This is a genomic window from Propioniciclava soli (assembly GCF_014858005.1).
Classification (GTDB): domain Bacteria; phylum Actinomycetota; class Actinomycetes; order Propionibacteriales; family Propionibacteriaceae; genus Propioniciclava; species Propioniciclava soli.
Genome location: NZ_JACYOT010000009.1, coordinates 52208 through 78090, shown reverse-complemented (window position 1 = coordinate 78090; position 25883 = coordinate 52208). Strand labels below are relative to the sequence as shown.

Sequence of the window (25883 nt, the reverse complement as noted above, 5' to 3'; positions counted from 1 at the left end):
TGATGCCTCCGACAGAAAAGCTCAGTGGCCGTCGGGCCTGGTCTCGCACAGCACCGACTGCCACGAGGTGATGTCGGCGCGCTGGCGCAGCAGCTGGCGTCGCTCCCGCTCGGTCATGCCACCCCACACCCCCCACTCGATGCGGTTGTCGAGGGCTTCGGCGAGGCATTCGGAGCGGACGGGGCACCCGGAACACACGGCTCTGGCCCTCTTCTGATCGGCCCCCTCGGGAAACAGTTGGTCCTGCATCCCGCGGCAGCGCGCCTTGAGCGTCCAGTGCTCCGTCTCCAGGACCGTCATCGCACGTCCTTCCACCTGGCTGTCCATTGCCGGCACGGCCCACCCGAGCCGAAACCTCGCTGGCCGGGGGAACCGCGCATGTGTCCGCACTCTATGAGGGCGGGCATCCGTTGCACAAGACCACCGTCCAGCACCTCCTACATTGTGTCGTAGACGGTCGGTCCTGCGCCAATCCCCGCCTCCCGCTCGCCGGGGCGGCGCCGTGCTCGCCGGCACCCCACCGGGGAATCGTCGGTGGGGTGACGTACTCTGTTTCCATGGGTGAACCTTCGCTGGGACGAAAGCTCTACTCGAGCCTGATGTTCCTCGCCGTCAGCGTGCTGGGCGGTGTGCTCGTCGCCGGCCTGGCCGTACCGACCGCCGGTGTCGCGTCGGAGGTGTCGAAGCTGGGTGCCGCTGCGCTCGACTCGATCCCGGCCGAGGTGGAGACGCCACCCCCGGCTGAGGGCTCGCGCGTGCTCATGGCCGACGGCTCGCTGTTGACGAACTTCTTCGAGGAGTACCGCGTCTACGTTCCGCTCGACGAAATCTCACCCACGATGCGGCAGGCCCAGATCTCGATCGAGGACCAGCGCTTCTACGAGCACGGGGCACTTGACCTGCGCGGCACGCTGCGCGCTCTCGTCCGCACCACGAGCGGCAACACCCAGGGCGGCTCGACCCTCACCCAGCAGTACGTGAAGCTCGCTCTCATCGACAAGGCCGTCGCCGACAACGACGAGGACGCGCTCAGCGCGGCCAGGGACCGGACGTTCGCCCGCAAGGTGCTCGAGCTCCGGTACGCCATCGCGCTGGAGCAGAAGCTCAGCAAGGATGAGATCCTTGAGCGCTACCTCAACCTGTCCTACTACGGCGCCGGCGCCTACGGCGTCGAGGCGGCGGCCCGCCGCTACTTCGGCACCACGGCCAAGGACCTGACGCTCAGCCAGTCCGCGATGCTGGCGGGCCTCGTCCGCAACCCTGCGACGACCGACCCGATCAGCAACGAGAAGATCGCCCTGGAGCGGCGCAACAACGTCCTCGACGTGATGCAGTTCCAGGGGGTCATCAGCCCGGAGGATGGGGAGGCCGCCAAGGCCGAGGGCTTCGACCGCGCCCTGGTGACGGAGACGCCGCATGGCTGCAACGCGGCCCGGTACCAGCAGCTGTGCGACATCGTGTACCGCACGCTGTTGCAGATGGACAGCCTCGGGCCTGACTCCGACAGCAGGAAGCGCTTCCTCAAGCGGGGCGGCCTGACGATCCAGACCGAGATCGATCCCCGCACCCAGGACGCCGCGCAGGCTGCGGTATCGAACTACATCTACCCGACCGATCCGGTGCTTGGTGTCATCGCCACCATCGAGCCGGGCACGGGTCTCATCAAGGCCATCGCGCAGAGCCGCCCCGAGAGGGGTGAAGGCCCGGGCCAGACCTACTGGAACTACGCCATGGAGCCGAGCCTCGGCGGTGCGGAGGGTTACTTCGGCGGCTCGACCTTCAAGATGTTCGTCGTGGCGGCGGCCATCGAGAAGGGCATGCCGACCGGGCGTACCTACCAGGTGGAGCGGTCCCAGGACTGGTCGGGCGAGACGTTCCGCACCTGCGACGGCACGGTGACGGCGAAGGACTGGGAGGTGAACGGGGTCGGCGGGTCGTTCGACCTGTACTCGGGAACCACCAACTCGGTGAACAACTTCTTCGTCGCTCTGGAGCAGGACGTCGGCCTGTGCGACGTAGCCAAGATGGCCGAGAAGCTGGGCCTCAAGCTCTCCGGCAACCAGCGATTCGGTATCAGTGACGCGGAGAACACGGGCCCCGGGGTCATCAACATCCAGAACCCATCCCTGACGCTGGGTACGGCGGAGGTCTCCCCCATTTCGCTCGCCAACGCGTACGCGACCATCGCCGCCCGCGGCACCCGGTGCAACCCGATCATCATCCAGTCGGTCACCGGGCCCGACGGCAAGACGTACGACGTGCCGAGCGCCGACTGCCAGCAGGTGATGGCCCCCGAGGTGGCTGACCGCATCACCGACGTCATGCGCGGCCCCTTCCGCAGCGGCACGGCCCGGGCGGCCAACATTCCCGGCTACAGCATCGCCGGCAAGACCGGTACGGACACCAACGCGCCGACGATCTGGACCCTCGGTTACACACCCCAGCTCGCCACCGCCGCCATGATCACGGTGGACAAGCGGGCCGAGCGCTTCGTGGGCCGCAGGGAACCGTCCCTCGAGGGCGCGCCCATTCAGAACGGTCGGATCCGGCTGCGCGGCAGTTCGGGCGGCGAGGCCGGCGCCCACCTGTGGAAACCGGCCATGGAGGTCGCCCTGGAGGGGTACGAGCGCGGCGAGTTCGTGGCCCCGACCCGCTACACCCCACCCGAGATCGACGTGCCGAGCTGTTCCGGGTTGGGGGTCAACGCCTGCCGGGCGCGGCTGCAGGAGGCCGGCTTCGGCACCCGCATCTCCCGGGTCGAGAGTGACCGCCCCTCCGGTACGTTCCTCGGCATCTCGCCCCGGGGCACCGCGCCCCAGTGGTCGACGATCACCCTGCGCGTGTCCAGCGGGCCGGCGCCGGCCCCGGCCCCGGCCCCCGCAGCGACCTCGGCGCCTCCCGCCGAACCACCCGCAGCCGAACCGGCGCCCGCACAGCCCCCGGGCGACCAACCCCCGGCCGCCCCGGGCGGCAACGGATGATCGGGCGACTAGCCGCGGGCGTCCTCGGCGCGGGCGCGGCCTGCGTGGCGTACGGCGCGCTGATCGAGGCCCATGACTTCCGGGTGCGCCGTTACCAGGTGCCGGTGCTGCCCCGGGGGGCCGATCCGTTCACCGTGCTGCACGTGTCGGACATTCACCTGGTGCCCTCGCAGGCGCGCAAACGTGACTTCCTGCGCGGCCTGGGCGGGTTGGAGCCCGACCTGGTGGTCACGACGGGTGACAACATCAGCTCACCCCAGGCGGTCGGGCCCCTGATGGAGTCTCTCGCCCGGTTGACCGACGTGCCCGGCGTGTTCGTGTTCGGGAGCAATGACTACGAGGGGCCGCGGTTCAAGCTGCCCGTGGGTTACCTGCTGGGCCACTCGGGGCGCTCCTTGGGCGACGCTGGAGGCGAGGCGTCCGACCTGCCCACCGACGAACTTCGCGCCGCGTTCGAGAGCGTGGGGTGGGTCGACGTCGACAACCAGCGTGCCCAGATCGAGGTGGCGGGCCGGACGGTGCACGTCCGCGGCACCGGCGACGCCCACCACCACCGCGACGACTACCCCGCCGTCGCCGGACCAGCCACACCCGGGGTGCTCAACCTCGGCGTCACACACGCTCCCTACCGGCGCATCCTCGACGCCATGACGGCGGACGGCGTCGAGCTGATCCTGGCCGGCCACACGCACGGCGGTCAGGTGTGCGTGCCCGGCAAGGGCGCACTGGTCACCAACTGCGACCTCCCCCGCGAGCACGCCAGCGGCATGTTCGGGCACAAGGTGGGCAACAGGACGGCCCAGGTGCACGTGTCGGCCGGGGTGGGCATGTCGCCCTTCGCGCCCTACCGGTTCGCCTGCCCGCCGGAGGCGACCCTGCTGACGCTGATCCCGGCGCCCGACCCGATGTGAGAATCAGGACGCGGATCGGCTAGACTGCTCGTCGGCTCGTGAGGGCCATCGGGGTGTGGCGCAGCTTGGTAGCGCGCTTCGTTCGGGACGAAGAGGCCGCAGGTTCAAATCCTGTCACCCCGACCACCACAGAGCCGCTCCGACCCAGGCACACAGCCCGGTCGGAGCGGCTTTCCCGTGGAGACGACCGCAGCGCAGTTCGGCCGATGCACCGCTGCCCAGTGACGTGCGCGCCGCTGCGTGGGAAGCGAGCGGCGTCGTCTCACCACTGATGTGCGACGTCGATCACCAGGCGGCTCGTGGCACCGTCATCGAGGACGAACACGCGGTACGGCAGCCGGGCGCGGACGCCGACGCCGAGGGTGGACTGCCCCTCGAACGAACCGCCCCACGCCACTTGGCGCAGCGTGGCATGGCCGGTGACGTCCACGAGCTCGTTGGGGTTCGCCGGCACGTACGTGGCCCGCCCGCGGTCGTCGTGCGCCGGGGCGAGGACGGTGACCTCCAGCCGGGCGCCACCCCGCAGCGCGATGACATCGCCGGTGCCCTGCGCACGGACCTCGGGGACGTAGCGGACGGCGTAGCCGCTCGGCGTGCCCCCGGCCAGGTCGACGACGATCCGGTCGAAGCATGCGTGCTGACCCGAGCGGACGTCGACGAGGTTCTGCTGCTGCATGGTGCCGGCACTGCGCGGCACCGAACCCCACACGACCGAGCAGGAGGCGGCGTCGGCGGTCGCCGCGGAGAGCGGCACGAGCACCGCCGTGAGGCTGAACGCGGTGGCGACGGCCAACCGGCGAAGGATCGAGATGGACATGAGAGGCCCCTTTCGTGTGGAGACGCTCTCAGGAGCGAGCAGCGTCTCACCCTGATACGACGCCCGGCGTGCCCGTCAGGTTTCGCGGCAGACACGAGAGCTGTGGCGCTCGGAGCGCCTGGCCCCCCGGGAGCTCCGCTACCCTGCCCTCGAGAGCCCCACCCCCGCGGGGGCACCGTGACGCCGCCCCGCCCCGCAACGCCCCGGATCGCAACGCATCGCAAAGGAGCAGCCCATGGCCGGCCAACTCACCGAACGGTCCCACGCGGTGTGGCCCACCGGCTTCTGGGCGCGCGCACTGGTCGCGCTGCCGTTCCTCGTCCTCGCCAACCTGGCCGGGTGGCTCCTGGTCACACTCCTGGGCCAGTGGCCCTGGCCCGACGCCCTGGTGTGGCTCGCCCTGTTCGGGCCTGTCACGGTGTTGGTCGGAGCCGTCGCCATCGCCGGCGCCGCCCAGCCCGGGTCGCGCGTCCGCCTCTGGCCCGTGCCCCGCGGGCTGACCCAACGGCGAGCCTGAGCCGACGGCGTCCGCTCAGGTACGTTCCCGGACCAGCCGCACCGGGCCGAGGAGGCCATGGTCGCGGACGTGCGTCTGCTGCATGCGCGGCTCCGCCCAGCCCTCGGAGTTGCCCAGGACGTCGCGCAGGGTGTCGTAGTACCCACGCGCCAGGAGCCGTTTGTTGAGCGAGCTGGCCACGCGCACGGTGACGGTGTTCTCCCCCGCGCGCAGCTCGGTGGTGCGGACGACCGGACGCGACGTGTCGACGCCCACCGGTGTGCCGCCGTTGATGCGTACCGAACCGAGCCCGCCGCAGGTCGAGCACGAACGTCTGCCCGGGCTGGGCGTCGTCGATGCGCACCGTGGCGGTGTACTCCGCGATCCCGGACACCTCCCCGCCCACGCCGGGCAGCGCGTGCCAGGGCCGAAGCGTGGTCGGCCCGAGCTCGATCACCGTCACGGTGGTCGTGGGCCGGACCTCCTCGCTCACGTAGCCCAGGCCGCGATCCTCCGTGATGGTCTCGTCGGGCCCCGCGTCCCAGCTCTCGACCGTGACGTCCCACGTGGGGAGGTCGGCGACCCACTCGAGCTCCGCCGGCTCGGACGCGGCGGCGTCCGCGGACCGGTCCAGCGTCAGCAGCGCCGTCTCCCCCGGGTGGAGCCGGAGGGTGACGACCGTTCGGTCACCCGCGGCGTCCGCGCGCCCAACCCGCACCCCGGCGTGCGGACGCGTCGTGCCGCTCCACGCGTCCAGCCGGTGCACCAGGCCCGAGCCCGGCAGGGTGACGTCCATGTCGACGGGCTCGCCGGTGTCGTAGAGGAAGTGGTAGGCGTACAGGTGGAGCAGGTCGCCGTCCTCGCGCAGGTGAGTCAGCACGCTGCGGTTGTCCTCGACGAACTCCGCCCGGCCGGTCACCCCCAGCCGGCGCAGCGCCGCCACCGTGTCGGCCGGGTCGCCGACCCGCGCCACGCTCGGCAGTGCCACCAACTCCGCGATCGTCGCGGTGAGCTCGTCGTCGCGCCCGTCGAGGCCGTGGGTCCGCGCGGCGGCGGCCCCGTGCGTCCGGTAGCGCCGGGTCTGCAGTTCCACGAGCTCGCGGCTGCCGTCCACCAGCAACACCCGCAGCCCCACACGCGCCCAGCCCAGAAGTCGCCGGGCGACGTCCGCATCGAGGGCGTCCTGGTACACGATCAGCGCCTGGTAACCCGGCCCGTCCGGCTGGACGACCCCGTCGGCGAAGCGCACGTCGTCGCGCAGCAGCAGGGAGCCGTCGAAGAACTCATAGGTCCAGCCGGCGTCCTGCATGCCGAGGTCGGCCCACCAGTGGTTCTGCCGGTTGCGCATCCACCACGTGCCGTAGGCGACCTCGTCGGCCACCCGGGTGCCGTCGTCGTCGACGAACCGCATGCCCGAGACGTTGTCGGTGAAGTGGTCGGTGCGCAGGATGCCCACGTCGATGCGCGGACGCCCCTGCCGCAGCAGGAACTGGCACCGGGCCAGCGCCGTCGTCCACCACGGATAGAACTCGGCGCCGGGCTGGCGGGTGTCGAACCGCTCGGAGAACTCCGGCCACATGCCCTCGTGACCCGGCCACCGGGTGGTTTCCCTTGCACCGGCGGGGCTGGCCCAGCCGTGCAGGACCGTCCGGGTGATGCCGGCGGCGAGCTGGGTGGCGATGATCTGGTCGTAGAACCGGTGGTCGAGCATGTAGTTGCGTGTCGTGGCGCCCGTCTCGGAGCTGTACTGCTTGCCGAACAGGTGCGCCGGGCCGGCCATCAGCCGGTAGGCGTCGATCTGCGCGCCGAACTCCAGCGACTCGGTCTCGATGCCGTCGACCTCCGGCCCCGGACGCGTCAGCTCGAACGGCAGCCCGTAGCTGATCTCGGCGCGCAACGTCATGCCGTGGTGGTGCAGGAACGCCGCGAACGGGCGCAGCATGTTCTCGATGTAGAGGTCGGTCAGGGTGGCGACGTAGTCGAAGCGCACCTTCTCGACCGCCCCGGCGTGCGCCGCGTCCGGCTCGTTGCGGTAGATGGTCTGGGAGGCCATCATCGCCACCCGCCGGGTCAGGAACGGCAACCACGGGGTGATGTCGTAGCCGCGGCGGGCCCGGAACTCCTCGGCCACCGTCCGGCCCCAGAACATTCCGCCCTCGCCGTAGGCCGTGAGCTCCATCGAGTCCATGTACATCTGGGCGCGCGGGTTGGCGGCGATCTGCGCGCGCAGCTGCGGCGTCAGCACCTCGTGCTCCCAGTAGTCGATGACGGCGTCGACGCCGTCGCGGTCGAGATAGTTCACGGTGTAGTTGACCCTCGCCGACGGCGACGCCGTCTGTCCGGTGCCGTGCATCCAGTGGGCGTACAACCGCCAGTCGCCCTCGGGAGCCGTCCAGTCGAGTGTCTCGTCCACCACGTCGGCCGTGAGATCCACGACGGAGTCGACGTCCAGCACGTTGCCCAGCTCGGTCGTGCCGAGCACCCGCGCGGCCACCACAGCGACGAACGTCTGCTCCGACACCGCTCCCCGATGCCCCAGCACCGACGGCGAGAACGCGGCCAGATCGACGCGCCGCAGGGCGCCGGTGCGCGTGGCCCCACCCGCGACCTCCTCCACCGTCACGTTGAGTTCCTTGGCCGCCGCGGGGCTCTCGGGCGTGATGGTCGGCAGGTTCGCGTTCGCCCAGTTCGTGCCCGAGGTGAAGCTGACCGCCATCCCCCGCCGGGTGGCCTCTTCCACCACCACCTGCGAGTCGTGCACCCACTCCTCGGCGCCCCAGCCGTAGCGCGCGTGGTCGACCCCCTCCTCGTCCATGGCCAGGAACTCGATGCCGCCGAAGCCGAGGCGGTGCATCGCGGCGATCTCGGTGCGCAGCGTCGCATCGGTGTGGAGCCCTTCGGCGAGCCACCACCGCTGGTCGGGCCGGTACTCGATCGTCGGCTCGGCGAAGCCCGTCACGGTGCTGGCGAAGTCCACGGTGTTCCCTCTTCCTGGGGTGCTGGCCCGGGCCCCCGCGCCCGGCCTCGGGCCCCCCTGCGCTGGGGGATGAAGCGCCGGCCCAGTGGTGGGGAAGGCCCCACCGACGCGCGATGGCCATCCGGTTCAGCATACGGCGGGGGCGACCGGCGCGGGGTGCCCTGCCGGTGAACCGCGGCCGGGCACCCGCGACGCCGATTTGGACCCGAGGGAATGGCGCCATGGCGCCATTTCCTCGGGTCCAAATGCCAGATCACACGCCTCAGCGGGCGGTGGGGTCCGCGTCCCGGACGACCGCCACGGCGTCCGGATCGAGGCGGACGCCCACCGCGTCCAGCCCCGTCGCCTCCGGGGCACGCACCTCGGCGACCTGGCCGCTGGGCAGCTCGACCTTGATCGACACGTATCCCCGGCGGACGTTCTCCGCGCGCACCGGCAGGCGGACGCCGCCGGCGTCCAGCACCAGGCTCGCCGGCCCCAGGCCCACCAGACCGGACGCGGCGAGCCGCCCCACCCCGAGCGTCGCAGCGTCAGCGTCGGTGAGGAACGTGCCGTACCCCAGGAACCGCGCGACGGCGGCCGAGGCCGGCTGACGCCACAGCTCCGCGGGTGTGCCCACCTGGAGCAGCGCCCCGTCGGCGAGCACGGCCACCCGGTCGGCCAGGGCGAACGCCTCGTCCTGGTCGTGCGTCACGTGAACCGCGGGCGTCCCGGTGGCGCGCAGCACCTCGCCGAGCACCTCCACCAGCCGCTCCCGCAGCGCTCGGTCGAGCGCCGAGAGCGGCTCGTCCAGCAACATCAACCGCGGTCGCGGCGCCAGCGAGCGCGCCAGCGCCACGCGTTGCGCCTGCCCGCCCGACAGCTCGGTCACGCGGCGCCGCGCGAAGCCCGGCAGCCCCACCAGCTCGAGGAACTCCGCGGCCACCGACGACCGCCGCGCCCGCGGCAACGCGTGGAGCCCGTACGCCACATTGGCGCCCACGTCGAGATTCGGGAACAGCGCGGGTTCCTGGAACATCAGCCCGAAGTTGCGCTTGTGCACGGCCACGCGCGCGAGATCCGCCCCGTCCCACGCGACGGATCCGGACGCCAGCGGCTCCAGCCCCGCGATCGCCCGCAGCAGCGACGACTTGCCCGAGCCCGAGGCACCCAGCAGCGCGACGATCTCCCCGGGTCCGACGTCGAGCGACACCCCGTCCACCGCCGTGATGGTGCGCGTGGCACCCGGCTTCGGCCGGGGCGGCGGCACCCAGCTCAGGATCGGCCGGCGGTTGGGCGGACGCCGCGTGTCCCCCTCGGTCGTGGTGTAGCGCACCACGGCGTCGCGCACGGTCAGCCCGGTCACCATGTGGTCGCCTCCATGGGTCTCATCCTCTCAGCCAACGCCATGACCGTGGCCGTCATCACGGCCAGCAGCACCGCGGCCGCCATGCCCGTGCCCTGGTTCTCCCACCCCGGACGCCCCATCAGCCGGAACACCACCACCGGCAGCGTCGGCGCGTCCGGCCGCGCGAGGAAGGACGTGGCGCCGAACTCCCCCAACGAGGTCGCGAACGCGAACCCCGTCGCCAACCCGAGCCCGCGGGACGCCATCGCCAGGTCGACGCTGGCCAGCACCCGGCCGGGGCCCGCACCGAGCACGGCCGCCGCCTCGCGCAGGCGCGGGTCGATGGCCCGCAGCACGGGCAGCAGCACCCGCAGCACCAGCGGCAGGGCGACGATGGCCTGCGCGATCGGCACCAGCGCCATCGAGCTCCGCAGGTCCAGCGGCGGCCGGTTGAGCGTGATGAGGAAGCCGAACCCGACCGTCACCGCCGAGACCCCGAGCGGCAGCATGAACACCTGGTCGAGAACGCTGAGCGCGCGGCGTCCGACCCGCGAGCGCGGCCGGCGCGACACCACCAGGCTGACCAGGACGCCCAGCACCAGCGCCAACACCGTCGCCAGCACAGCCGTCCGCAGCGAATTGCCGATGGCATCACCCACCGGGATCGAGAGCGGCCCCGACGGCCCAGCGACCAGCGCGACGTAGTGGTCGGGGCCCCACCCGGACGCCGTCCGCAGCGAGCGCACCACGAGGTTGCCCAGCGGCAGCGCGACGAGCACCACGACGAGACCGGTGACGAGCGTCGCCCAGCCGTCACGGCGCCACCGCCAGCGCGGGATGCCGGACTCCCCGGTGCGCAGCCGCTGCGCCTGGGTCAACCGGCTCTGCAGCCGCTCCGAGATCACCAGGCTGATCGTCACCACCACCAGCTGGATCACCGAGAGCGCGGCCGCCGCCGTCAGGTCGAGCAGTTGGTTGGTGAGGAACCAGATCTCGGTCTCGATCGTGCCGTACGCCGGGCCACCCAGCACCATGACCACCCCGTAGGCCGACGCGCAGAACAGGAACACCAACGCGGCGCTGGACGCGATCGCGGGCGCGAGGGCCGGCAGGGTGACGGTCGCGAACACCCGTCGCGGCGTCGCGCCGAGCACGGCCGCCACCTCGGCCGGACGGCCGTCCAGCCCCGCCCACAGCCCCCCCACGGTGCGCACGACGACGGCGGTGTTGAAGAAGGCCAGGGCGGCGACGACGATCGCGAAGCTGCCGTCGAGGCCGAGGAACCCGAGCGGGCCGGTGCTGATCACCAGCGACTTGAACGCCACGCCGACCACCACGCTGGGCAGCACGAACGGGATGGTGACGACGGCCCGGGCGATGCCGCGGCCGGGGAACCGCGTCCGGTACAGCACCCACGCGGCCGGCAGGCCGAGCGCGAGGGACGCCAGCGTCCCGGCCACCGCCTGCGCCAGGGTGGTCGTGACCACCCGCCCGGTGCGGGGGGACGCGAGCACCGACGCGAACCCCTCCAGCGTGAGGGCGCCGTCGGGGAACAGCCCCCGCCCCACCAGCGCGGCGACCGGCCACGCGAAGAACACCCCCAGGAAGGCCAGCGGGACGCCGGCGGCAGCTCCCCATCCCAGCGCCGGCCCGACGCGCAGCCTCACGTCAGCCGATGACCGTCGTCGCCCAGTCACGGATCCACGTGTCGCGCCCCTCGGTGATGGCCTCGGGGGTCATCGTGTAGGGCCGCTGCGCCAGCGGCGCGAACTCGACCCACTCCGCCGGCAGCTCCACCGAGCGCTGCACGGGGTACATGTACATCTGCTCGGGGATGTCGGCCTGCACCGCGTCGCTGAGCAGGAACTCGATGAACTTCTGCGCCCCGACCTCGTTCTGCGCCCCCGCGATCACGCCGGCGTACTCCACCTGCCGGAAGCACGTGCCGAGCAGCGCCCCGGTGTGGGTCGCGCCGTCCACCACCTCGAACGACGGCGACGTGGCGTAGCTCAGCACGAGCGGCCGCGGCCCCTGCCCCGACGAGCCGGAGAACTGCACCGTGTAGGCCTCCGTCCAGTCCTGCGCGACGAGCAGGCCGTTGTCGCGGAGCCGCTGCCAGTAGTCGAGGTAACCGTCCTCCCCCTGCGCCTCCACGGTGGCGATGAGGAACGCCAGACCCGGCGAGCTGGTGGCGGGGCTGGACACCACGAGCAGATCCCGGTAGGCAGGATCGGCGAGGTCCTCCAACGTCGTCGGCACCCCCAGCTCGTGCTCGGCGAACCAGGCAAGGTCGGCATTGATGCACACGTCCCCGAAGTCGATCGGCGTCAACCGATGGGTGTCGTCCGCGGCGAACGTCGCCGCCTCCTGCTCCGGCAGGGCCTCGGCGACGTAGGGCACGACGACGTCCTCGTCCAGCGCCCGCCCGGCGAACGTGTTGTCGATGCCGAACACCACATCACCGAGCGGGGAGTCCTTCGTCAGCACCAGCTGGTTGGTCAGGCTGCCGGCGTCCCCGGGCGCGACGTAGGTGACGGTGTAGCCGGTCTGCGCCGCGAACTCGTCCAGCAGCTCCTGGCTCAACGCGAAGGAGTCGTGCGTCACGACGGTCAGGGTGGTCGACTCGGACGCGGTGGGCGTCGGCGACGTGGTGGGCGTCGGGGCCGTGTCGGACGCCGCCGGCGTCGGGGTGGCCGCCGGGCCGGTACAAGCCGCCAGCGCGAGCAGGCCCGGCACCAGAAGCATCGCGGTCCGGCGGCCCCAGCCGGGCGAGGTGGGGCGTCCGGGGTGCTGGCGATCGGTCATGCGATGGTCCTCCCGTTCGTAGGAGGGGTCGGCCCGCCGTGGGCCGAAGAGCTCGACTCCCTCCGCCGGTGCGAACCGGATCAGGTGCGAGGGTCTGCGGCGCTCCGCACTCTCAGCGCCCCTGCGGGCGCTCCCCTGTCTTCATTCCCCACCCTAGCGTGCGTGGCCCCGCGACCACCCGCAGGGTCACAGCGCGCCCCCGCCCCGGCACACAGCAGGGCCACAGACGCGGCCGACACGGTGGTTCCACGGCCCCGAACGGGTCGCCCGACACCGCGAAGGAACTGACATGACCCACACGGCCCCCCGACCCGGGACCGCCGGCCAGGCACTTCTGCTGGACAACGTCCACACCGACGCCATCCCCCCGCTCCGCGACGCCGGCCTGACCGTCCACCACCGCGCCGAGGCGCTCAACGACGTCGCCCTGACGCGGGCGCTGTCCGGCGTCCGGGTGCTCGGCATCCGCTCCGGCACCCGCCTGACCCGCCGCGTCCTGCAGCGCGCCGAACATCTGGAGGCGGTCGGCGCCTTCTGTGTCGGCACCAACCAGATCGACCTGGCCGCCGCCGACGAACTCGGCATCGCCGTCTTCAACGCCCCCCACGCCAGCACGCGCAGCGTGGTCGAGCTCGCGGTGGCGAACCTGCTGGCCCTCAGCCGCCGCCTCACCGTCCACGACCGGGCGGTCCACGCGGGCCGCTGGCACAAGACCGCCGAGGGCAGCCGCGAGGTGCGCGGCCGGACCCTGGGCATCGTCGGCTACGGCAACGTCGGCAGCCAGCTGTCGGTCGTCGCCGAGGCGCTCGGCCTCCGCGTGCTGTTCCACGACCTGGCCGACCGCCAGCCGATCGGCCACGCCACGCCCACCCGGACGCTCGACGAACTGCTCGGGGCATCCGACATCGTCAGCCTCCACGTGGACGGCCGGGCGGGCAACGCCGGCCTCCTCGGCGCCGCCGAGCTCGGCCGGATGCGGCCCGGCGCGCTGCTCGTCAACCTCAGCCGCGGCCCGGTCGTCGACCTGCCCGCGCTGCAGGACGCGCTGGCGTCCGGCCAGCTCGCCGGGGCCGCGCTCGACGTCTTCCCCGACGAACCGTCGGGCCGTTCGGACGCCTTCGCCTCCGCCCTGCAGGGCCTGCCGAACGTCATCCTCACCCCGCACATCGGCGGATCAACCGAGGAGTCCCAGGCCGCCATCGCCGCCCACGTGGCGGGCAAGCTCACCGATCACCTCACCGGCACCACCGGCCGCGCCTCCCGCGCCGCCTGACGCCCACCCCTGCCCGCACCATCCCGACGCCGCACCCCCAACACGCATTCACCACGACCGCCGCCATCACCACCACCACCACCACCACCAAGGAGACCAGCATGAACGTCCGCTCCCTCACCCGTGCCGCCCACTCCGCCTCCTTCTTCAAGGTGCAGGAGGCGGCGGGCTCCGGGCGCACCGTCGTCGACTTCTGCATCCCGACGAACAGCTACTTCCCCACCCCGGCGATGTTCGACCAGCTGTCCGCCGCGCTGCCCGAGCTCCTGACCTACTACCCCAGCGACGCCGCGGCCACCACCCGGCGGCTCAGCGACCTGCTCGGCCTGCACCCCCAGACCGTGGCGATGGGCAACGGCTCCACCGAACTCATCACCTGGATCGACCACCTCCTGGTCACCGAGAGCATCGCCGTGCCGATACCGACCTTCGGCCGTTGGACCGACCAGCCGTTCGAGACAGGCAAGCGCGTCGACCTGTACCCGCTGCGCGAGGCCGACGGGTTCGCCCTCGACCTGGCCGACTACGCCCGCTTCATCCGCGAGCGCGGTTCGCGGGCGGCCGTCATCTGCCAGCCCAACAACCCCGACGGTGGCATCGTGGCCCGCGACCAGGTGATCGCGTTCCTCGACGAACTGTCCGATCTCGACCTCGTGGTCGTCGACGAGTCCTTCATCGACTTCGTCGACGACGCGGAGGCCCGCTCCGTCGTCGACGTCGCGCCGCTGCGCAGCAACGTCATCGTGCTCAAGTCGCTCGGGAAGAACTTCGGCCTGCACGGCGTCCGTTTCGGCTACCTCGTCGCCAACCCGGCGCTCGCCCGCCGCGTCGGTGAGGCCCTGCCGAAGTGGAACCTCAACTCCCTGGCCGAGGCTGTCGTCGGCATGCTGGGTCAACACCGGGACGCCTACCGTCACAGTCTGGCGCTGGCCGCCCGCGACCGGCGCGCGATGGCCGAGCGGCTGCGCACCTTCGGCTCGTTGTCGGTGTTCGAGACGAGCACCAACTTCGTCCTGGTCAAGCTACCGGACCATTGGTCGGGCCCGGAGCTGCGCGACTTCCTCCTCGCCGAGCACGGTGTCTACGTCCGCGAGTGCGGCAACAAGCTGGGCCTGACCAGCCAGTTCCTGCGCCTGGTCGTCCGGCCCACACCGGACGTCGACCGCCTCCTGGGCGGACTGGACGACTACCGCCGATCGGTCGGACGCCGCGCCGCCTGAGCGGGCAGCTCCCCGAACGGCGCGTCGGAGTCCTCCGGCCAGCTCGCCCGGAGGGATTCGAGCTCGGCCACGCGCTCGGGGTGACGCTCGAGCCAGGCGGCGAAGATCTCGCCCTGATGGGTGTTCGCCCAGCGGAACGGAACGACGGCGGCCACCGCGGCGAGCACCACCGCGACGCCGTACCACCACAGCGGGTCGTCGCGCAGCCCTCCCATGGCCGCGGTCGTCCGCAGCGTCACGACGAGGGCCAGCCCGGCGGACAGCCCCCACCAGGCGTCGTAACGCCCCCGCCCCGCCCAGGGGTCGGGCTCGGCGAACCCGTCGAGCAGCCGCTCGCGGCGCCACCGGTGGAGCCGCGTCTCGGCGGCCAACGCCAGGGCGACCAGCAGCGCCACCCAGCCCTCGGCGAACGCCCCGCGCACCCACACCAGCGCGACGACCCCGAACACGAGCACCACGGCCGCGGTCGCCGCGTACCGGAGCAGCACGGCCGCCCGGTGGGCGACGGCCACGCGCACCCGATCCACCAACGGGACGCCGTGGGGCAGCGTCGCCGCCAGCTCACGCCGCAGCCGGCGTCCCCACGCGCCCGGCCGCCCGGCCGCTCCGGTTCCCGGCTCAGCGGCGGCCATGAGCGCGTCCGCCAGCGTGCGGGGCGGGCGCGGGGGCAGGAGAGTGTCGCGCACGACCCCCACGAGGGCCACCACCCCGACCGCCACGGCCACCACGGCGGCCAGCTGCACCCACGGGTACCAGGTGGTGGGGAAGAGGAAGAGCACCTCGGCGGGGAAGACGAGCAGCTGCAGGCCGAGGGCCACCACAGCGACCACGCCGAGCGGGTACAGGCTGCGCGCCAGCATCAGGTTGACCGAGCGGGACAGGCCCTGGATCGCGAGGCCGAGGAGCCACGAGAGCCACAGCCACGCGGTGGCCCAACCGAGCACGCTCAGCGAGGGCCGCACCACCACGAACAGCAGCAGCCACGGCCACCCCAGCAGCACCAGCCACAGCCCGACCGACGTCCACGGGCCCAGGGGGCGTGGGCTGCTCAGCGGCCGGTCCCCGCGTACACGACGGCCTGGCCCTCGCTGTCGAGGCCGAACGCCGTGTGACAGGCTCGGACGGCGGCGTCCACGTCGTCGACGTCGACGACCACCGAGATGCGGATCTCCGAGGTTGAGATCATCGCGATGTTGATGTCGGCGGCGGCCAGCGCACGGAAGCACGTCGCCGACACACCGGGGTGGCTGCGCATGCCGACGCCCACCACGGACACCTTGCCCACGTGGTCGTCGTACTCGGTCGACGTGAACCCGATGCGCTCGCGGGCCGCCTCCAGCGCCGCGATCGCCCGCGGGCCGTCGGCCTGCGGCAGGGTGAAGGAGATCGCGGTGGTGTTGTCGGCCACCGACACGTTCTGCACGATCATGTCGATGTTGACGCCGACGGCGGCGACGGTGTCGAAGACGTCCGCGGCCGCGCCGACGCGATCGGGCACGCCGACGACCGTGACCTTGGCCTCGGACCGGTCGTGGGCGATGCCGGTGATGATGGGGTTCTCCACGGACTCCTCCTCGCTGATGTGCTTCACCCAGGTGCCGGGCTTGGTCGAGAACGAACTGCGCACGTGCACCTCGACGTTCTCGCGCCGCGCGTACTCCACGCAGCGCAGGTGCAGGATCTTGGCGCCGTTCGCGGCCAGCTCGAGCATCTCGTCGTAGCTGATCTCGGGGATCCGTTGCGCACCCGGCACGATGCGCGGGTCGGCGGTGAACACCCCGTCCACGTCGGAGTAGATCTCGCAGTAGCCGGCCCCCAGGGCGGCGGCCAGCGCGACGGCGGTGGTGTCGGACGCCCCCCGCCCCAGCGTGGTCACATCCTTGGTGGTCTGCGACACGCCCTGGAACCCGGCGACGATGACGACGTCACCCTCCCCCAGGGCCGTCTCGATGCGGCCGGGCGTGATGTCGATGATGCGCGCGTCGCCGTGCTTCTCGGTGGTGATGACGCCGGCCTGGCTGCCGGTGAACGACCGGGCGGTGTAGCCGAGATCGTTGATCGCCATGGCGAGCAGCGCCGCGCTCATCCGCTCACCGGCGGTGAGCAGCATGTCGAGCTCACGGGGCCGCGGCTGCGGCGACACCTGCTGGGCGAGGTCAAGCAGCTCGTCGGTCGTGTCGCCCATGGCGGACACGATGACCACGACCTCGTTGCCCTGCGCCTGCGCGTCGACGATGCGCTGCGCCACCCGCTTGATGCTCGCGGCGTCCGCGACGCTGGATCCGCCGAACTTCTGCACGACCCGCACTGGTGCTCCGACCTCCTCGTGTTGCGAACCGGATCCACTCTGCCACGGACGCCGCCCGCACGCCCGCTCATCCCACGGCGCGGGGCCGGCGAACGTCGCGCCACCCCGCCGTCCCGCGCGCCGTCGTCCTACACTGGGGCGCCATGAGCCACGAGCCCGTCCCGCAGCGTCTCTCCGACGCCGATCGGGACGCCGCCACCGCGATGTTGCGCGAGCACTTCGAGGCCGGGCGCCTCGACGACACCGAGTTCGCCGAGCGGATGACTGCGGCGCTCTCCGCACGCTTCGCGTCCGACTTCGGCCCGCTGTTCTCCGACCTGCCCGAGCCCCGCCCGCATCTCGACAGTTCGGCCGCCGGTGCGTCCCTGGTGCCCGGTTCGACGCCCGGCCGGACGCCGACGCGCCAGCCGGTCGCCTCCGCGGGTCGGCCGCACCCCGATGGGGACGAGGTGGTGACCTCCGGCCCTCGGGTGCCACCGCAGATCGCCCAGTGGTTGCCGATGGGCCGGGCGTTGCTGTGGCCCGCCTGCATCCTGTCCGCGATCATGTTCGGGAACTGGTTCTTGTTCATCGCCATCGCCATCATCGGCAGCATCGTGTTGAACCAGCTCGTCCCCGACCAGCGCAAGCCCCCGCCCCACCTCGAGCGCTGAGCACCCCGGCACGCCCGAGACGCACACGGGGCCCGCTCCGATCGGAGCGGGCCCCGTGGGCGAACGGGTCAGGCAGGGCTCACTCGGAGTCCAGGTCCTTCTCGATGAGGGCGGCGATGGCCTCGACGGCCTCCTCGTTGTCGGACTCGACGACGACCTCGGCCCCCTTCTCGGCGCCCAGGGTCATGATCATGAGGCTCGACGCCGCGTCGACGCCCTCGTCGTCGTCGCCACCGACGAGCGTCAGGGTGATCTCGTCGTCGTAGCCCTCAGCGGCCTCGGCGATGATGGCGGCCGGGCGGGCGTGCAGGCCCACGGACGAGCCGACGGTGACAGTCTTGCTAGCCATGCTTTTCTCCTTCGAGAGATTCGGGTCGTCAGGCGGCCACGGCCTTCTTGCCACCAAAGAACTGCTTGGCGGCGATGACGGCGACCGCGCCGACGATCATGCCAGCAAGGATAGCGATGATGAACCCGATCGGGTTGTCGATCGCAAACAGCACGAAGATCCCGCCGTGGGGGGCCCGACTGCCGACACCGAGCGCCATGGTGAGCGCGCCGGTCACCGCTCCGCCCAGCATCATCGAGGGGATGACGCGCAGCGGGTCGGCGGCACCGAACGGGATGGCACCCTCGGAGATGAAGGACGCCCCGAGCAGCCAGGCCGTCCGGCCGTTCTCGATCTCGGGCTCGGTGAAGAGCCGCTTGCGGACGGTCGTGGCCAGGGCCATCGCCAGCGGCGGCACCATGCCGGCCGCCATCACGGCGGCCATGATCTGGAACGACGCCTCGGTCTGCGCCGAGAGACCCGCGGTGGCGAACAGATAGGCCGCCTTGTTGACGGGCCCGCCGAGGTCGAAGCACATCATCAGGCCGAGGATGATGCCGAGCAGGATGACCGAGCCGCCGGTCATGCCGCCGAGGAAGGCGTACAGGCCGTTGGTGATGGCCGCCAGCGGCGCGCCGAGCAGGAGGTACATCAGGCCGCCGACGATCAGCGTGACGGTGAGCGGGATGATGACCACCGGCATGAGGCCGGCCAACCAGCGCGGCGGCTTGAGCGACGCCAGCCACATGGCGAGCAGGCCCGCGATGAGGCCGGTCACCAGGCCGCCGATGAAGCCGGCGCCGAGCGTCACCGAGATGGCGCCGCCGACGAAGCCGGGGGCGATGCCGGGGCGTCCGCCCAGCGCGTAGGCGATGTAGCCCGACAGGGCGGGCACGAGGAAGCCGAAGGCCGCCGAGCCGACGAGGTTGAGGATGCCGCCCAGCCACGGCCCCAGCCCGGCCGCCGGGCCCAGGTCGTAGGCCAGCGCGGCATAGCTGCCCGCGGACGCGCACTGCTCCGCGGTGGCGCCGGCCGCCCAGGCGGGCAGGTTGGCGCAGTCGGGTGTCAGCGCGATGCCGTAGCCCCCGACGAGGAAGCTGAGCGCGATCAACAGGCCGCCGGCCGCGACGAACGGGATCATGTACGACACACCGGTCATCAGGGCCTGCTGGATGCGCTTGCCCCAGCCGAGCTGGGCGCCCTCGCCGGCGCCGTCGGACGCCCCCGCCACGCCGGACACGCGCCGCGCGTTGGGGTTCTTCGACGCCGCCAGCGCCTCCTCGATCATCTTCGCGGGCTCGTTGATGCCCCGCTTGACGCCGGACTCGATCACCGGCAGGCCAGCGAAGCGCTCCTTCTCCTTCACCCCGACGTCGGTCGCGAAGATCGCCGCGACGGCGCCCGAGATGACCGACGCGGGCAGCGGCGTCACGCCACCGGAGCCCTGCGTCTCGACCTGCACGTCGACCCCGGCCTCCTGCCCGGCCGCGACCAGCGAGTCGGCCGCCATGTAGGTGTGGGCGATGCCGGTCGGGCAGGCGGTGACCGCCACGATGACCGGACGGTCCGCCCCCGCCTCCCCCGCGGTGGCGGCATCCGGGGTGGCGGCATCCGGGGTGGCGGCAGACACGGCTGTGGCCCCGGTCCCGGCGGCGCCCGCAGCACCGGCCGCGGCGACTCCTCCCGCGGCGCCGGGCGCGGCGGCGTCCGGCGGGTTGAGCACACCGTCGACGAGGGCGACGACGTCGGCCGGGCTCTGGGCGGCGCGCAGGGAGGCCAGGAAGTCCTTCTTCACCAGCGCGCGGGCGAGCTTGGTGAGCAGCTTGAGGTGGTCGGCGTCGCCGTCCGCCGCCGCCGCGATGAGGAACACGAGGTCGGCCGGGCCGTCCTTGGCGCCGAAGTCGACCGGGTTCGACAGCCGCGCGAAGGCCAGCGACGCCTCCGACACCGCCGCCGAGCGGCAGTGGGGAATGGCGAAGCCGCCGGGCAGGCCGGTGGCGGCCTTGCCCTCGCGGTCCATCGCGTCGGCGGTCAGGCCGGCGGCATCGGCGCGGCCGGCGTCGGCGACGACCTGGGCCAGGGACGCGATGACGTCCTGCTTCTGGGCACCGAGGTCGGCGTCGAGCCGCACCAGGTGTTCGTTGATGAGTGGCATGGGGACTTCCCTTCGTCGGGTCAGGCGGTGAGGTGGGTGACGACGACGCGGCCGGGGGGCAGGTCGTCGGGGGTCGGGAGGGTGGTGCCGGGCAGGGACGCCGCCGCGGAACCGTGGGCGACGGCCTGCGCCAGGCAGTCGGCCGGGTCGAGCCCGGTCACGTCGCCGAGGATGAAGCCGGCGACCGAGGAGTCGCCCGCGCCCACGGTGCTGGCGACCCGGATTGCCGGCGCCGCGGCGTGCCAGGCGCCGGCGGCGTTGACGAGCACCGCGCCCGAGCCGCCCAGCGTGACGAGCACGTGGGTGATGCCGCGCTCGTGGAGCCGCTTCGCGGCGGCCACGATGTCCGCGAGGTCACCCGCGGCCGCGGCCGCCTCGAAGGCGGCGGCGTCCCCGCCCGTGAGCTGCGCGAGTTCGTCGGAGTTGGGCTTGACCAGGTCGAACGCGCTGGCGGGCAGGGCGGCGAGCACCGCGTCCAGCGCCGCGTCGGAGGTGTCGATGGCGACCTTCGCCCCCAGCGGACGCAGCGCGGCGGCCAGCTGGGCATACCAGTCGTCCGGCGCGCCGGGCGGCAGCGACCCGGACAGGGCCACCCACGCGGCTCCTGCGGCGGCGGCCACCACCTGGGCGGTGGCGGCGTCGAGGTCGGAGGCCGAGAGCGTCGGCCCCGGCTCGTTCACCTTGGTCGTCGTGCCGCCGGGCTCGGTGATCGTCGTGTTCGTGCGGGGGCGGTGGCGGACGCCGGGGGCGTCCACCGCCATCGCCGTGGGCACGGCCCCATCGAGCATCGCCCGGTAGGCCGTGTCGTCGAACGGGAGGACGGCCGTCGCCTCGACGCCCGCCTCGGCCACGACGCGGGCGACGTTCACCCCCTTGCCGGCGGCCTGCTCGGTCACCGACACCGCGCGCTGCACCTCCCCCCGCGCGAGCGGGCCGCCGAGGGCGACCGTCTTGTCGATGCTGGGATTCGCCGTGAATGTCACGACGCGTCGTGCGGACGGCGGCCGCTGGCCACCGCCCCGCTCCTGAACATTCAGGTCCACGTCCACTCCCTCGGGGTCAATGTGGGGTCATCTGTTTATAGCTGGGTTTGCGTGGCTCCACAACTCTGAAGCCGGTATGTCGTTTGGCATCGTGTGGCGTTCGGTGCCGGCTCCTCGCTGGGAAGTATGGCGAACCCCCCGGCACCCCGCAGGGATTACCGAGCCGATGCCCCAGGATCGCCTCGACGCCCGTCACTGGGCGACGGGAGGCTCCTCGGCGAGCTCGGGGTGCAGGCGCAGATAGCGCCGGTGGTCATTGGCCCACGCGTAGTAGAGCCCGATGAGCAGGCCGCCGCCGATGTAGTTGCCCACGAGGGCGATCGCGACGTTGGCCGCGGCGAGCCCGACGTCGATGCCCTGGGTGAGGCCCACGATCGTGAACAGCACCGTGTTGGCCACCGAGTGCTCGAACCCCAGGAACGCGAAGATGAACACCGCGGTGATCATCGCCAGCGCCCGAGTCAGGTCCTCCTTGATGAACCCGTTCCAGATCAGCGTCATGGCGATGTTGATCATGAAGTTGCACAGGATGGCGCGGATGAAGAGGTCACTCCATCCCCCGACACCCAGGGTGATGTACTCCAGCTTGTGCGCGACGGAGGACGCCATCTGCTCCCCCACGCCCCCTCCGGCCAGCGTGCTGCCCATCATCAGGAGGGCGATGACCAGGCCGCCGAGGAAATTGCCGAACAGGCACAGCCCCATGATGCGCAGCGAACGCAGCAGCGTGGTGCGCCGGTGGTACATGCCGACGGTGACCACCATCATGTTGGAGGTGAGCAGCTCGGACTTGGTGTAGTAGATGAACACCAGGGCCCAGCCGAACGCGAGGCCGCCGACGAGGCGTCCGACGCCGGTCAGCGGCTCCCCGCCCACCTCGAGCCCGGCGAAGACGGAGACGATGGAGAAGTTCGTCAGGTAGAAGACCCCGATGATGATCCCGGCCATGGCCGCCCGCTGCAGAAAGATGCGGGCGACCTCGCCGGTCATGACATGTTTGGTGTCCAGCGCCTCGAGCACCGTGCTGATGAACACGCGGCCCGGGAAGAGCCGCTCCATCGAATCGGCCACGCCGGCTCCTCTCACGCCTTGCGGATCGCGAACCTCAACCCCAGTTCGTCGTCCGTGGTCACGTCACCGCTGGGCTCGCCCTCGGTCATCGTCGTCGCGAGCACCTCGCGGGCGACGTCGTCAGCTCCCGACCGTAGTGCCTCGGCGAGCTCGGCGTCGGCGTTCCACACCAGCTCGATGCGGTCCGACACCTCCAGCCCGGACGCCTTGCGGGCATCCTGCACCAACCGCACCACCTCGCGCACCAGCCCCTGGGCGACGAGGGCCGGCGTCAGCTCGAGGTCGAGCGCGACGGTCTCGCCCTGCTCGTTGACCACCGACCAGCCCTCGCGGGGCCGTTCGCTGATGAGCACCTCCTCGGCGCTCACCACCGTGCCGCCGTCGACGTCCACCGTGGCCTCGCCGTGCGCGGCCAGGGCGGACGCCAGCGCCGCGGCGTCCGCGGCCGCGATGGCCGCCGCGATGCGCGGGGTGTCCTTGCCGAACCGGCGGCCAAGCGCCCGGAAGTTGCCCTTGGCGACGTGGTCGACCAGGTCGCCCGCCGAGCTGAACGACTCGACGGTTCCGACGTTGAGCTCGGCGGCGATCTCGTCGATCAGCTCGCTGCCGAGCCGCGCGAAGGACGCCGAGGGCACCAACAGCCGCTGCAGCGGCTGACGGGTCTTGACGCGGGCCTCCGAGCGGGCCGAGCGACCGAGTTCCACGAGCCGGCGCGCGGTGCGCATGGACGCGTTGAGGTCGGGGTCGATCGCGGCGGCGTCCGCCACCGGCCAGGAGGCGAGGTGGACCGACGCGGCGGCGTCCGGCACCGCGGCCACGAACAGGTCCTGCCACACCCGCTCGGTGACGAAGGGCGCCATGGGGGCCATCAGACGGGTGACGACGTCGAGGGTCTCGTGCAGCGTCCACAACGCGCCCGGATCACCCTCCCAGAAGCGGCGCCGGCTGCGGCGGATGTACCAGTTGGACAGGTCATCGACGAAGTCGGCCAGCAGCGAGCCGGCCCGCTGGGTGTCGAAGTGCTCCAGCGCGTCGGTGACCTGCGCCACCAGGTCGTTGCGGACGCTGACGAGCCAGCGGTCCAGCACCCCGAGCGTCGTGTCGGCGGGCGGGGGCGCCGGCGTCCACCCGTTCGTGCGCGCATAGAGGGACTGGAAGCTGACGGCGTTCCAGTAGGTCAGCAGCACCTTGCGGACGGTCTCGGTGATCGTGGTGTGCCCGACGCGACGCGACGACCAGGGCGAGCCGCCCGCGACCATGAACCAGCGGACGGCGTCCGCCCCGTGGGTGTCCATCAGCGAGATCGGCTCGAGGATGTTGCCCAGGTGCTTGCTCATCTTGCGGCCGTCCTCGGCGAGGATGTGGCCGAGGCACAGCACGGTGCGGTAACTGCTCGCGTCGAACGTGAGCGTGCCGACCGCCATGAGGGAGTAGAACCAGCCGCGGGTCTGGTCAATGGCCTCGCAGATGAAATCGGCCGGGTAGGCCTGCTCGAGCTTCTCGGCCGAGCCGGGCGCCCACGGGTAGCCCCACTGGGCGAACGGCATCGAGCCCGAGTCATACCAGGCGTCGATCACCTCGGGGACGCGCACGCTCGGCTTGCCGCAGGTGGGGCAGGCGAACGTGACGTCGTCGACGAAGGGGCGGTGCGGATCGAGCGCCGACAGGTTCTCCCCCGCCAGCTCGCCCAGCTCGGCGAGCGAGCCGACGCACACCTGGTGATCGTCCTCGCAGCGCCAGATGGGCAGCGGGGTGCCCCAGTAGCGCTTGCGCGACAGCGCCCAGTCGATGTTGTTGTCGAGCCAGTCGCCGTAGCGGCCGTGCTTGATGTGCTCGGGGTGCCAGGACGTGGCCTCGTTCTCGCGGAGCAGCGCCTCCTTGACCTGCGTCGTGCGGATGTACCAGCTCGGCTGGGCGTAGTACATCAACGGCGTGTGGCACCGCCAGCAGTGCGGGTAGGGGTGCTCGTGCACGAGCGTGCGCAGCAACAGGCCGGTGTCGCGGAGGCGCTCGACGATCAGCGGGTCGGCCGTCTTGAAGAACACGTCCGACACGAAGCCGTTGCCGGGCAGGAAGCAGCCGTCGGGGCCGATGGGGTTCACGTACGCGATGCCGTTGCGGCGGCTGGAGGCAAAGTCGTCCTCGCCGAACGGGTAGGACTGGTGCACCAGGCCGGTGCCCTCGCCCGTGGCGACGTAGTCCTCGTTCACGACGAACCAGGCCGGGCCGGGCTGGTCCATCACATCGAGGGGGCGCTCGTAGGTCCAGCCGAGCATGTCGGCGCCGGTGAAGGTGTCGGTCGGACGCCAGCCCTCCCCCAGCGCGCTGGTCACCGAGTCGACGGCCACGACGACGGGCTTGGCGCCGGCGTCCGACACCGCGACGGTGTACTCGATGTCGGGGCCCACGGCGACCGTGGTGTTCGAGACGAGCGTCCAGGGCGTGGTCGTCCAGATCGCGAGGTCCGCGGTGCCGGCGTACGGGCCGGACGTGAGCGGGAACCGGACGAACACCGTGGTGTCGGCGGTCTCCTCGTAGCCCTGGGCCAGCTCGTGGTCGCTCAGCGTCGTGCCGCAGCGCGGGCAGTAGGGGGCGACCCGCTGGTCCTCCACCAACAGGCCGCGCTGGTGGATCTGCTTCAGCGACCACCAGACGCTCTCGACGTACGGGGTGCTCATCGTCCAGTACGCCTCGTCGAGGTTCACCCAGTAGCCCATGCGGCGGGTCAGCTCGGTCCACTGGTCGACGTACTGGGTCACCGAGCTCCGGCACCGCTCGTTGAAGGGGGCGATGCCGTAGGCCTCGATGTCGGGCTTGCCGTTGAAGCCGAGCTCCTTCTCGACGGCGAGCTCGACCGGCAGGCCATGGCAGTCCCAGCCCGCCTTGCGGTCGACCCGGAAGCCCTGCATCGTCCTGAAGCGCGGGAAGACGTCCTTGAACGCCCGCGCCTCGATGTGGTGGGTGCCGGGCATGCCGTTGGCCGTGGGCGGCCCCTCGTAGAACGTCCAGGTGGGGCCGTCGGCGGTCCGCGCGAGCGAGGCCTCGAACGTGTGCTGCGCGTCCCACAGCGCGATGACCTCGCGCTCCATCGCGGGCAGGTCGACCTGCGGGGCGACGGCGCGATAGCCGGCCGGGTTGCTCATGGAATTCCTTCGTCATTCCCGGACGCGGGGCGTCCGGCTCGGGTGGGACGAAGGGACGAGCGCACCGGACTGCTCCGGCGGACCCGCGGTACCACCCTCCTTGGGCTCTGCCCCGTCGACGCCACGGCCGTGGCGCGTCGGGAACGGGGAGCCCCGCTCAGACTCGTCCGCCGCCGGTTCTAGTGAGCGCCTCTCGACGCCGTTCTTCCGGCAGCTCCGGGGTGATGGCCCCATCGTCGCCGTGCGGACCCGCCCATTCTACGAACGGCGCCGCCCGGACGCCAAGCGGCGGGGTCGTACGAGCCGCTCGACCTCAGCGCGACCACCTCGCTCCCCGCACAGCGCCCTGCTCTCCCTGCAGCGAGAGCACCGCTA

The 25883-nt window shown here is 71.9% G+C and carries 19 protein-coding genes, 1 tRNA gene and 1 riboswitch; of the genes, 7 read left to right on the top strand and 13 right to left on the bottom strand.

Annotation, left to right across the window (positions count from 1 at the left end):
* Window positions 1-21 precede the first annotated feature (21 nt).
* Window positions 22-300 carry a WhiB family transcriptional regulator gene (locus IFY26_RS11215; RefSeq protein WP_232549091.1) on the bottom strand — a complete coding sequence of 93 codons (279 nt, stop codon included), beginning with the start codon at window positions 298-300 and terminating at the stop codon, window positions 22-24.
* A gap of 257 nt (window positions 301-557) precedes the next feature.
* On the opposite strand from IFY26_RS11215, the gene IFY26_RS11210 reads away from it, so the two are divergent.
* The 3 genes from IFY26_RS11210 to IFY26_RS11200 all read left to right on the top strand — a co-directional run bounded on the left by IFY26_RS11210 (window position 558) and on the right by IFY26_RS11200 (window position 4018).
* A complete protein-coding gene (locus IFY26_RS11210) occupies window positions 558-2981 on the top strand; it encodes a transglycosylase domain-containing protein (protein ID WP_232549090.1) in 2424 nt (807 codons plus the stop codon).
* A complete protein-coding gene (locus IFY26_RS11205) occupies window positions 2978-3892 on the top strand; it encodes a metallophosphoesterase (protein ID WP_232549089.1) in 915 nt (304 codons plus the stop codon). The genes IFY26_RS11210 and IFY26_RS11205 overlap by 4 nt, the downstream gene beginning before the upstream one ends.
* Before the next feature lie 49 nt (window positions 3893-3941).
* Window positions 3942-4018: transfer RNA gene (locus IFY26_RS11200), tRNA-Pro, on the top strand.
* Between the two features lie 136 nt (window positions 4019-4154).
* Here IFY26_RS11200 and IFY26_RS11195 read toward each other — a convergent pair.
* The gene (locus IFY26_RS11195; protein WP_232549088.1) at window positions 4155-4709 is read right to left on the bottom strand and encodes an AMIN-like domain-containing (lipo)protein; all 555 of its coding nucleotides are present in this window, start codon (window positions 4707-4709) and stop codon (window positions 4155-4157) included.
* Between the two features lie 235 nt (window positions 4710-4944).
* On the opposite strand from IFY26_RS11195, the gene IFY26_RS11190 reads away from it, so the two are divergent.
* Entirely contained in the window at window positions 4945-5226 is a 282-nt protein-coding gene (locus IFY26_RS11190) for a hypothetical protein (RefSeq protein WP_232549087.1), read from the top strand.
* On the opposite strand, the gene IFY26_RS11185 is transcribed toward IFY26_RS11190, so the two are convergent.
* From IFY26_RS11185 to IFY26_RS11170, 4 genes are all read right to left on the bottom strand, one after another.
* On the bottom strand, window positions 5123-8182 hold the full coding sequence (locus tag IFY26_RS11185) for a glycosyl hydrolase (RefSeq protein WP_232549086.1): 3060 nt from the start codon (window positions 8180-8182) through the stop codon (window positions 5123-5125). The genes IFY26_RS11190 and IFY26_RS11185 overlap by 104 nt on opposite strands.
* A 262-nt stretch (window positions 8183-8444) precedes the next feature.
* A complete protein-coding gene (locus IFY26_RS11180) occupies window positions 8445-9530 on the bottom strand; it encodes an ABC transporter ATP-binding protein (protein WP_232549085.1) in 1086 nt (361 codons plus the stop codon).
* Window positions 9524-11176 (bottom strand): ABC transporter permease, encoded by a 1653-nt coding sequence (locus IFY26_RS11175; RefSeq protein ID WP_232549084.1) that lies wholly within the window; start codon window positions 11174-11176, stop codon window positions 9524-9526. The genes IFY26_RS11180 and IFY26_RS11175 overlap by 7 nt, the downstream gene beginning before the upstream one ends.
* Before the next feature lies 1 nt (window position 11177).
* The gene (locus IFY26_RS11170; RefSeq protein ID WP_232549083.1) at window positions 11178-12314 is read right to left on the bottom strand and encodes a thiamine ABC transporter substrate-binding protein; all 1137 of its coding nucleotides are present in this window, start codon (window positions 12312-12314) and stop codon (window positions 11178-11180) included.
* Between the two features lie 40 nt (window positions 12315-12354).
* Window positions 12355-12461: riboswitch (TPP riboswitch) on the bottom strand.
* A 142-nt stretch (window positions 12462-12603) separates the two neighbouring features.
* Here IFY26_RS11170 and serA point away from each other — a divergent pair.
* Complete coding sequence (serA, locus tag IFY26_RS11165) at window positions 12604-13587, top strand: phosphoglycerate dehydrogenase (RefSeq protein WP_232549082.1); 984 nt, start codon at window positions 12604-12606, stop codon at window positions 13585-13587.
* Between the two features lie 101 nt (window positions 13588-13688).
* Window positions 13689-14807 (top strand): pyridoxal phosphate-dependent aminotransferase, encoded by a 1119-nt coding sequence (locus IFY26_RS11160; protein ID WP_232549081.1) that lies wholly within the window; start codon window positions 13689-13691, stop codon window positions 14805-14807.
* Here IFY26_RS11160 and IFY26_RS11155 read toward each other — a convergent pair.
* The gene (locus tag IFY26_RS11155; RefSeq protein WP_232549080.1) at window positions 14774-15808 is read right to left on the bottom strand and encodes a hypothetical protein; all 1035 of its coding nucleotides are present in this window, start codon (window positions 15806-15808) and stop codon (window positions 14774-14776) included. The two genes, IFY26_RS11160 and IFY26_RS11155, sit on opposite strands and share 34 nt — an antisense overlap.
* A gap of 47 nt (window positions 15809-15855) precedes the next feature.
* Window positions 15856-17115: an aspartate kinase gene (locus IFY26_RS11150; protein WP_232549079.1), complete on the bottom strand. Its 1260-nt coding sequence runs from the start codon at window positions 17113-17115 to the stop codon at window positions 15856-15858.
* A 143-nt stretch (window positions 17116-17258) separates the two neighbouring features.
* Between IFY26_RS11150 and IFY26_RS11145 the strand changes: the two genes are divergently transcribed.
* Window positions 17259-17768 (top strand): DUF1707 SHOCT-like domain-containing protein, encoded by a 510-nt coding sequence (locus tag IFY26_RS11145; protein ID WP_232549078.1) that lies wholly within the window; start codon window positions 17259-17261, stop codon window positions 17766-17768.
* A gap of 79 nt (window positions 17769-17847) precedes the next feature.
* Here IFY26_RS11145 and IFY26_RS11140 read toward each other — a convergent pair whose 3' ends face one another.
* From IFY26_RS11140 to ileS, 5 genes are all read right to left on the bottom strand, one after another.
* Window positions 17848-18117: an HPr family phosphocarrier protein gene (locus tag IFY26_RS11140; protein ID WP_232549077.1), complete on the bottom strand. Its 270-nt coding sequence runs from the start codon at window positions 18115-18117 to the stop codon at window positions 17848-17850.
* A 28-nt stretch (window positions 18118-18145) separates the two neighbouring features.
* Window positions 18146-20251, bottom strand: coding sequence for a PTS fructose transporter subunit IIABC (locus tag IFY26_RS11135; protein ID WP_232549076.1), 2106 nt, complete (start codon window positions 20249-20251; stop codon window positions 18146-18148).
* Window positions 20252-20271: 20 nt separating this feature from the next.
* Window positions 20272-21288, bottom strand: coding sequence for a 1-phosphofructokinase family hexose kinase (locus IFY26_RS11130; RefSeq protein ID WP_269779431.1), 1017 nt, complete (start codon window positions 21286-21288; stop codon window positions 20272-20274).
* A gap of 198 nt (window positions 21289-21486) precedes the next feature.
* On the bottom strand, window positions 21487-22365 hold the full coding sequence (locus IFY26_RS11125; protein WP_232549074.1) for a formate/nitrite transporter family protein: 879 nt from the start codon (window positions 22363-22365) through the stop codon (window positions 21487-21489).
* An 11-nt stretch (window positions 22366-22376) separates the two neighbouring features.
* Window positions 22377-25508 (bottom strand): isoleucine--tRNA ligase, encoded by a 3132-nt coding sequence (gene ileS / locus IFY26_RS11120; protein ID WP_232549073.1) that lies wholly within the window; start codon window positions 25506-25508, stop codon window positions 22377-22379.
* Window positions 25509-25883 lie beyond the last annotated feature (375 nt).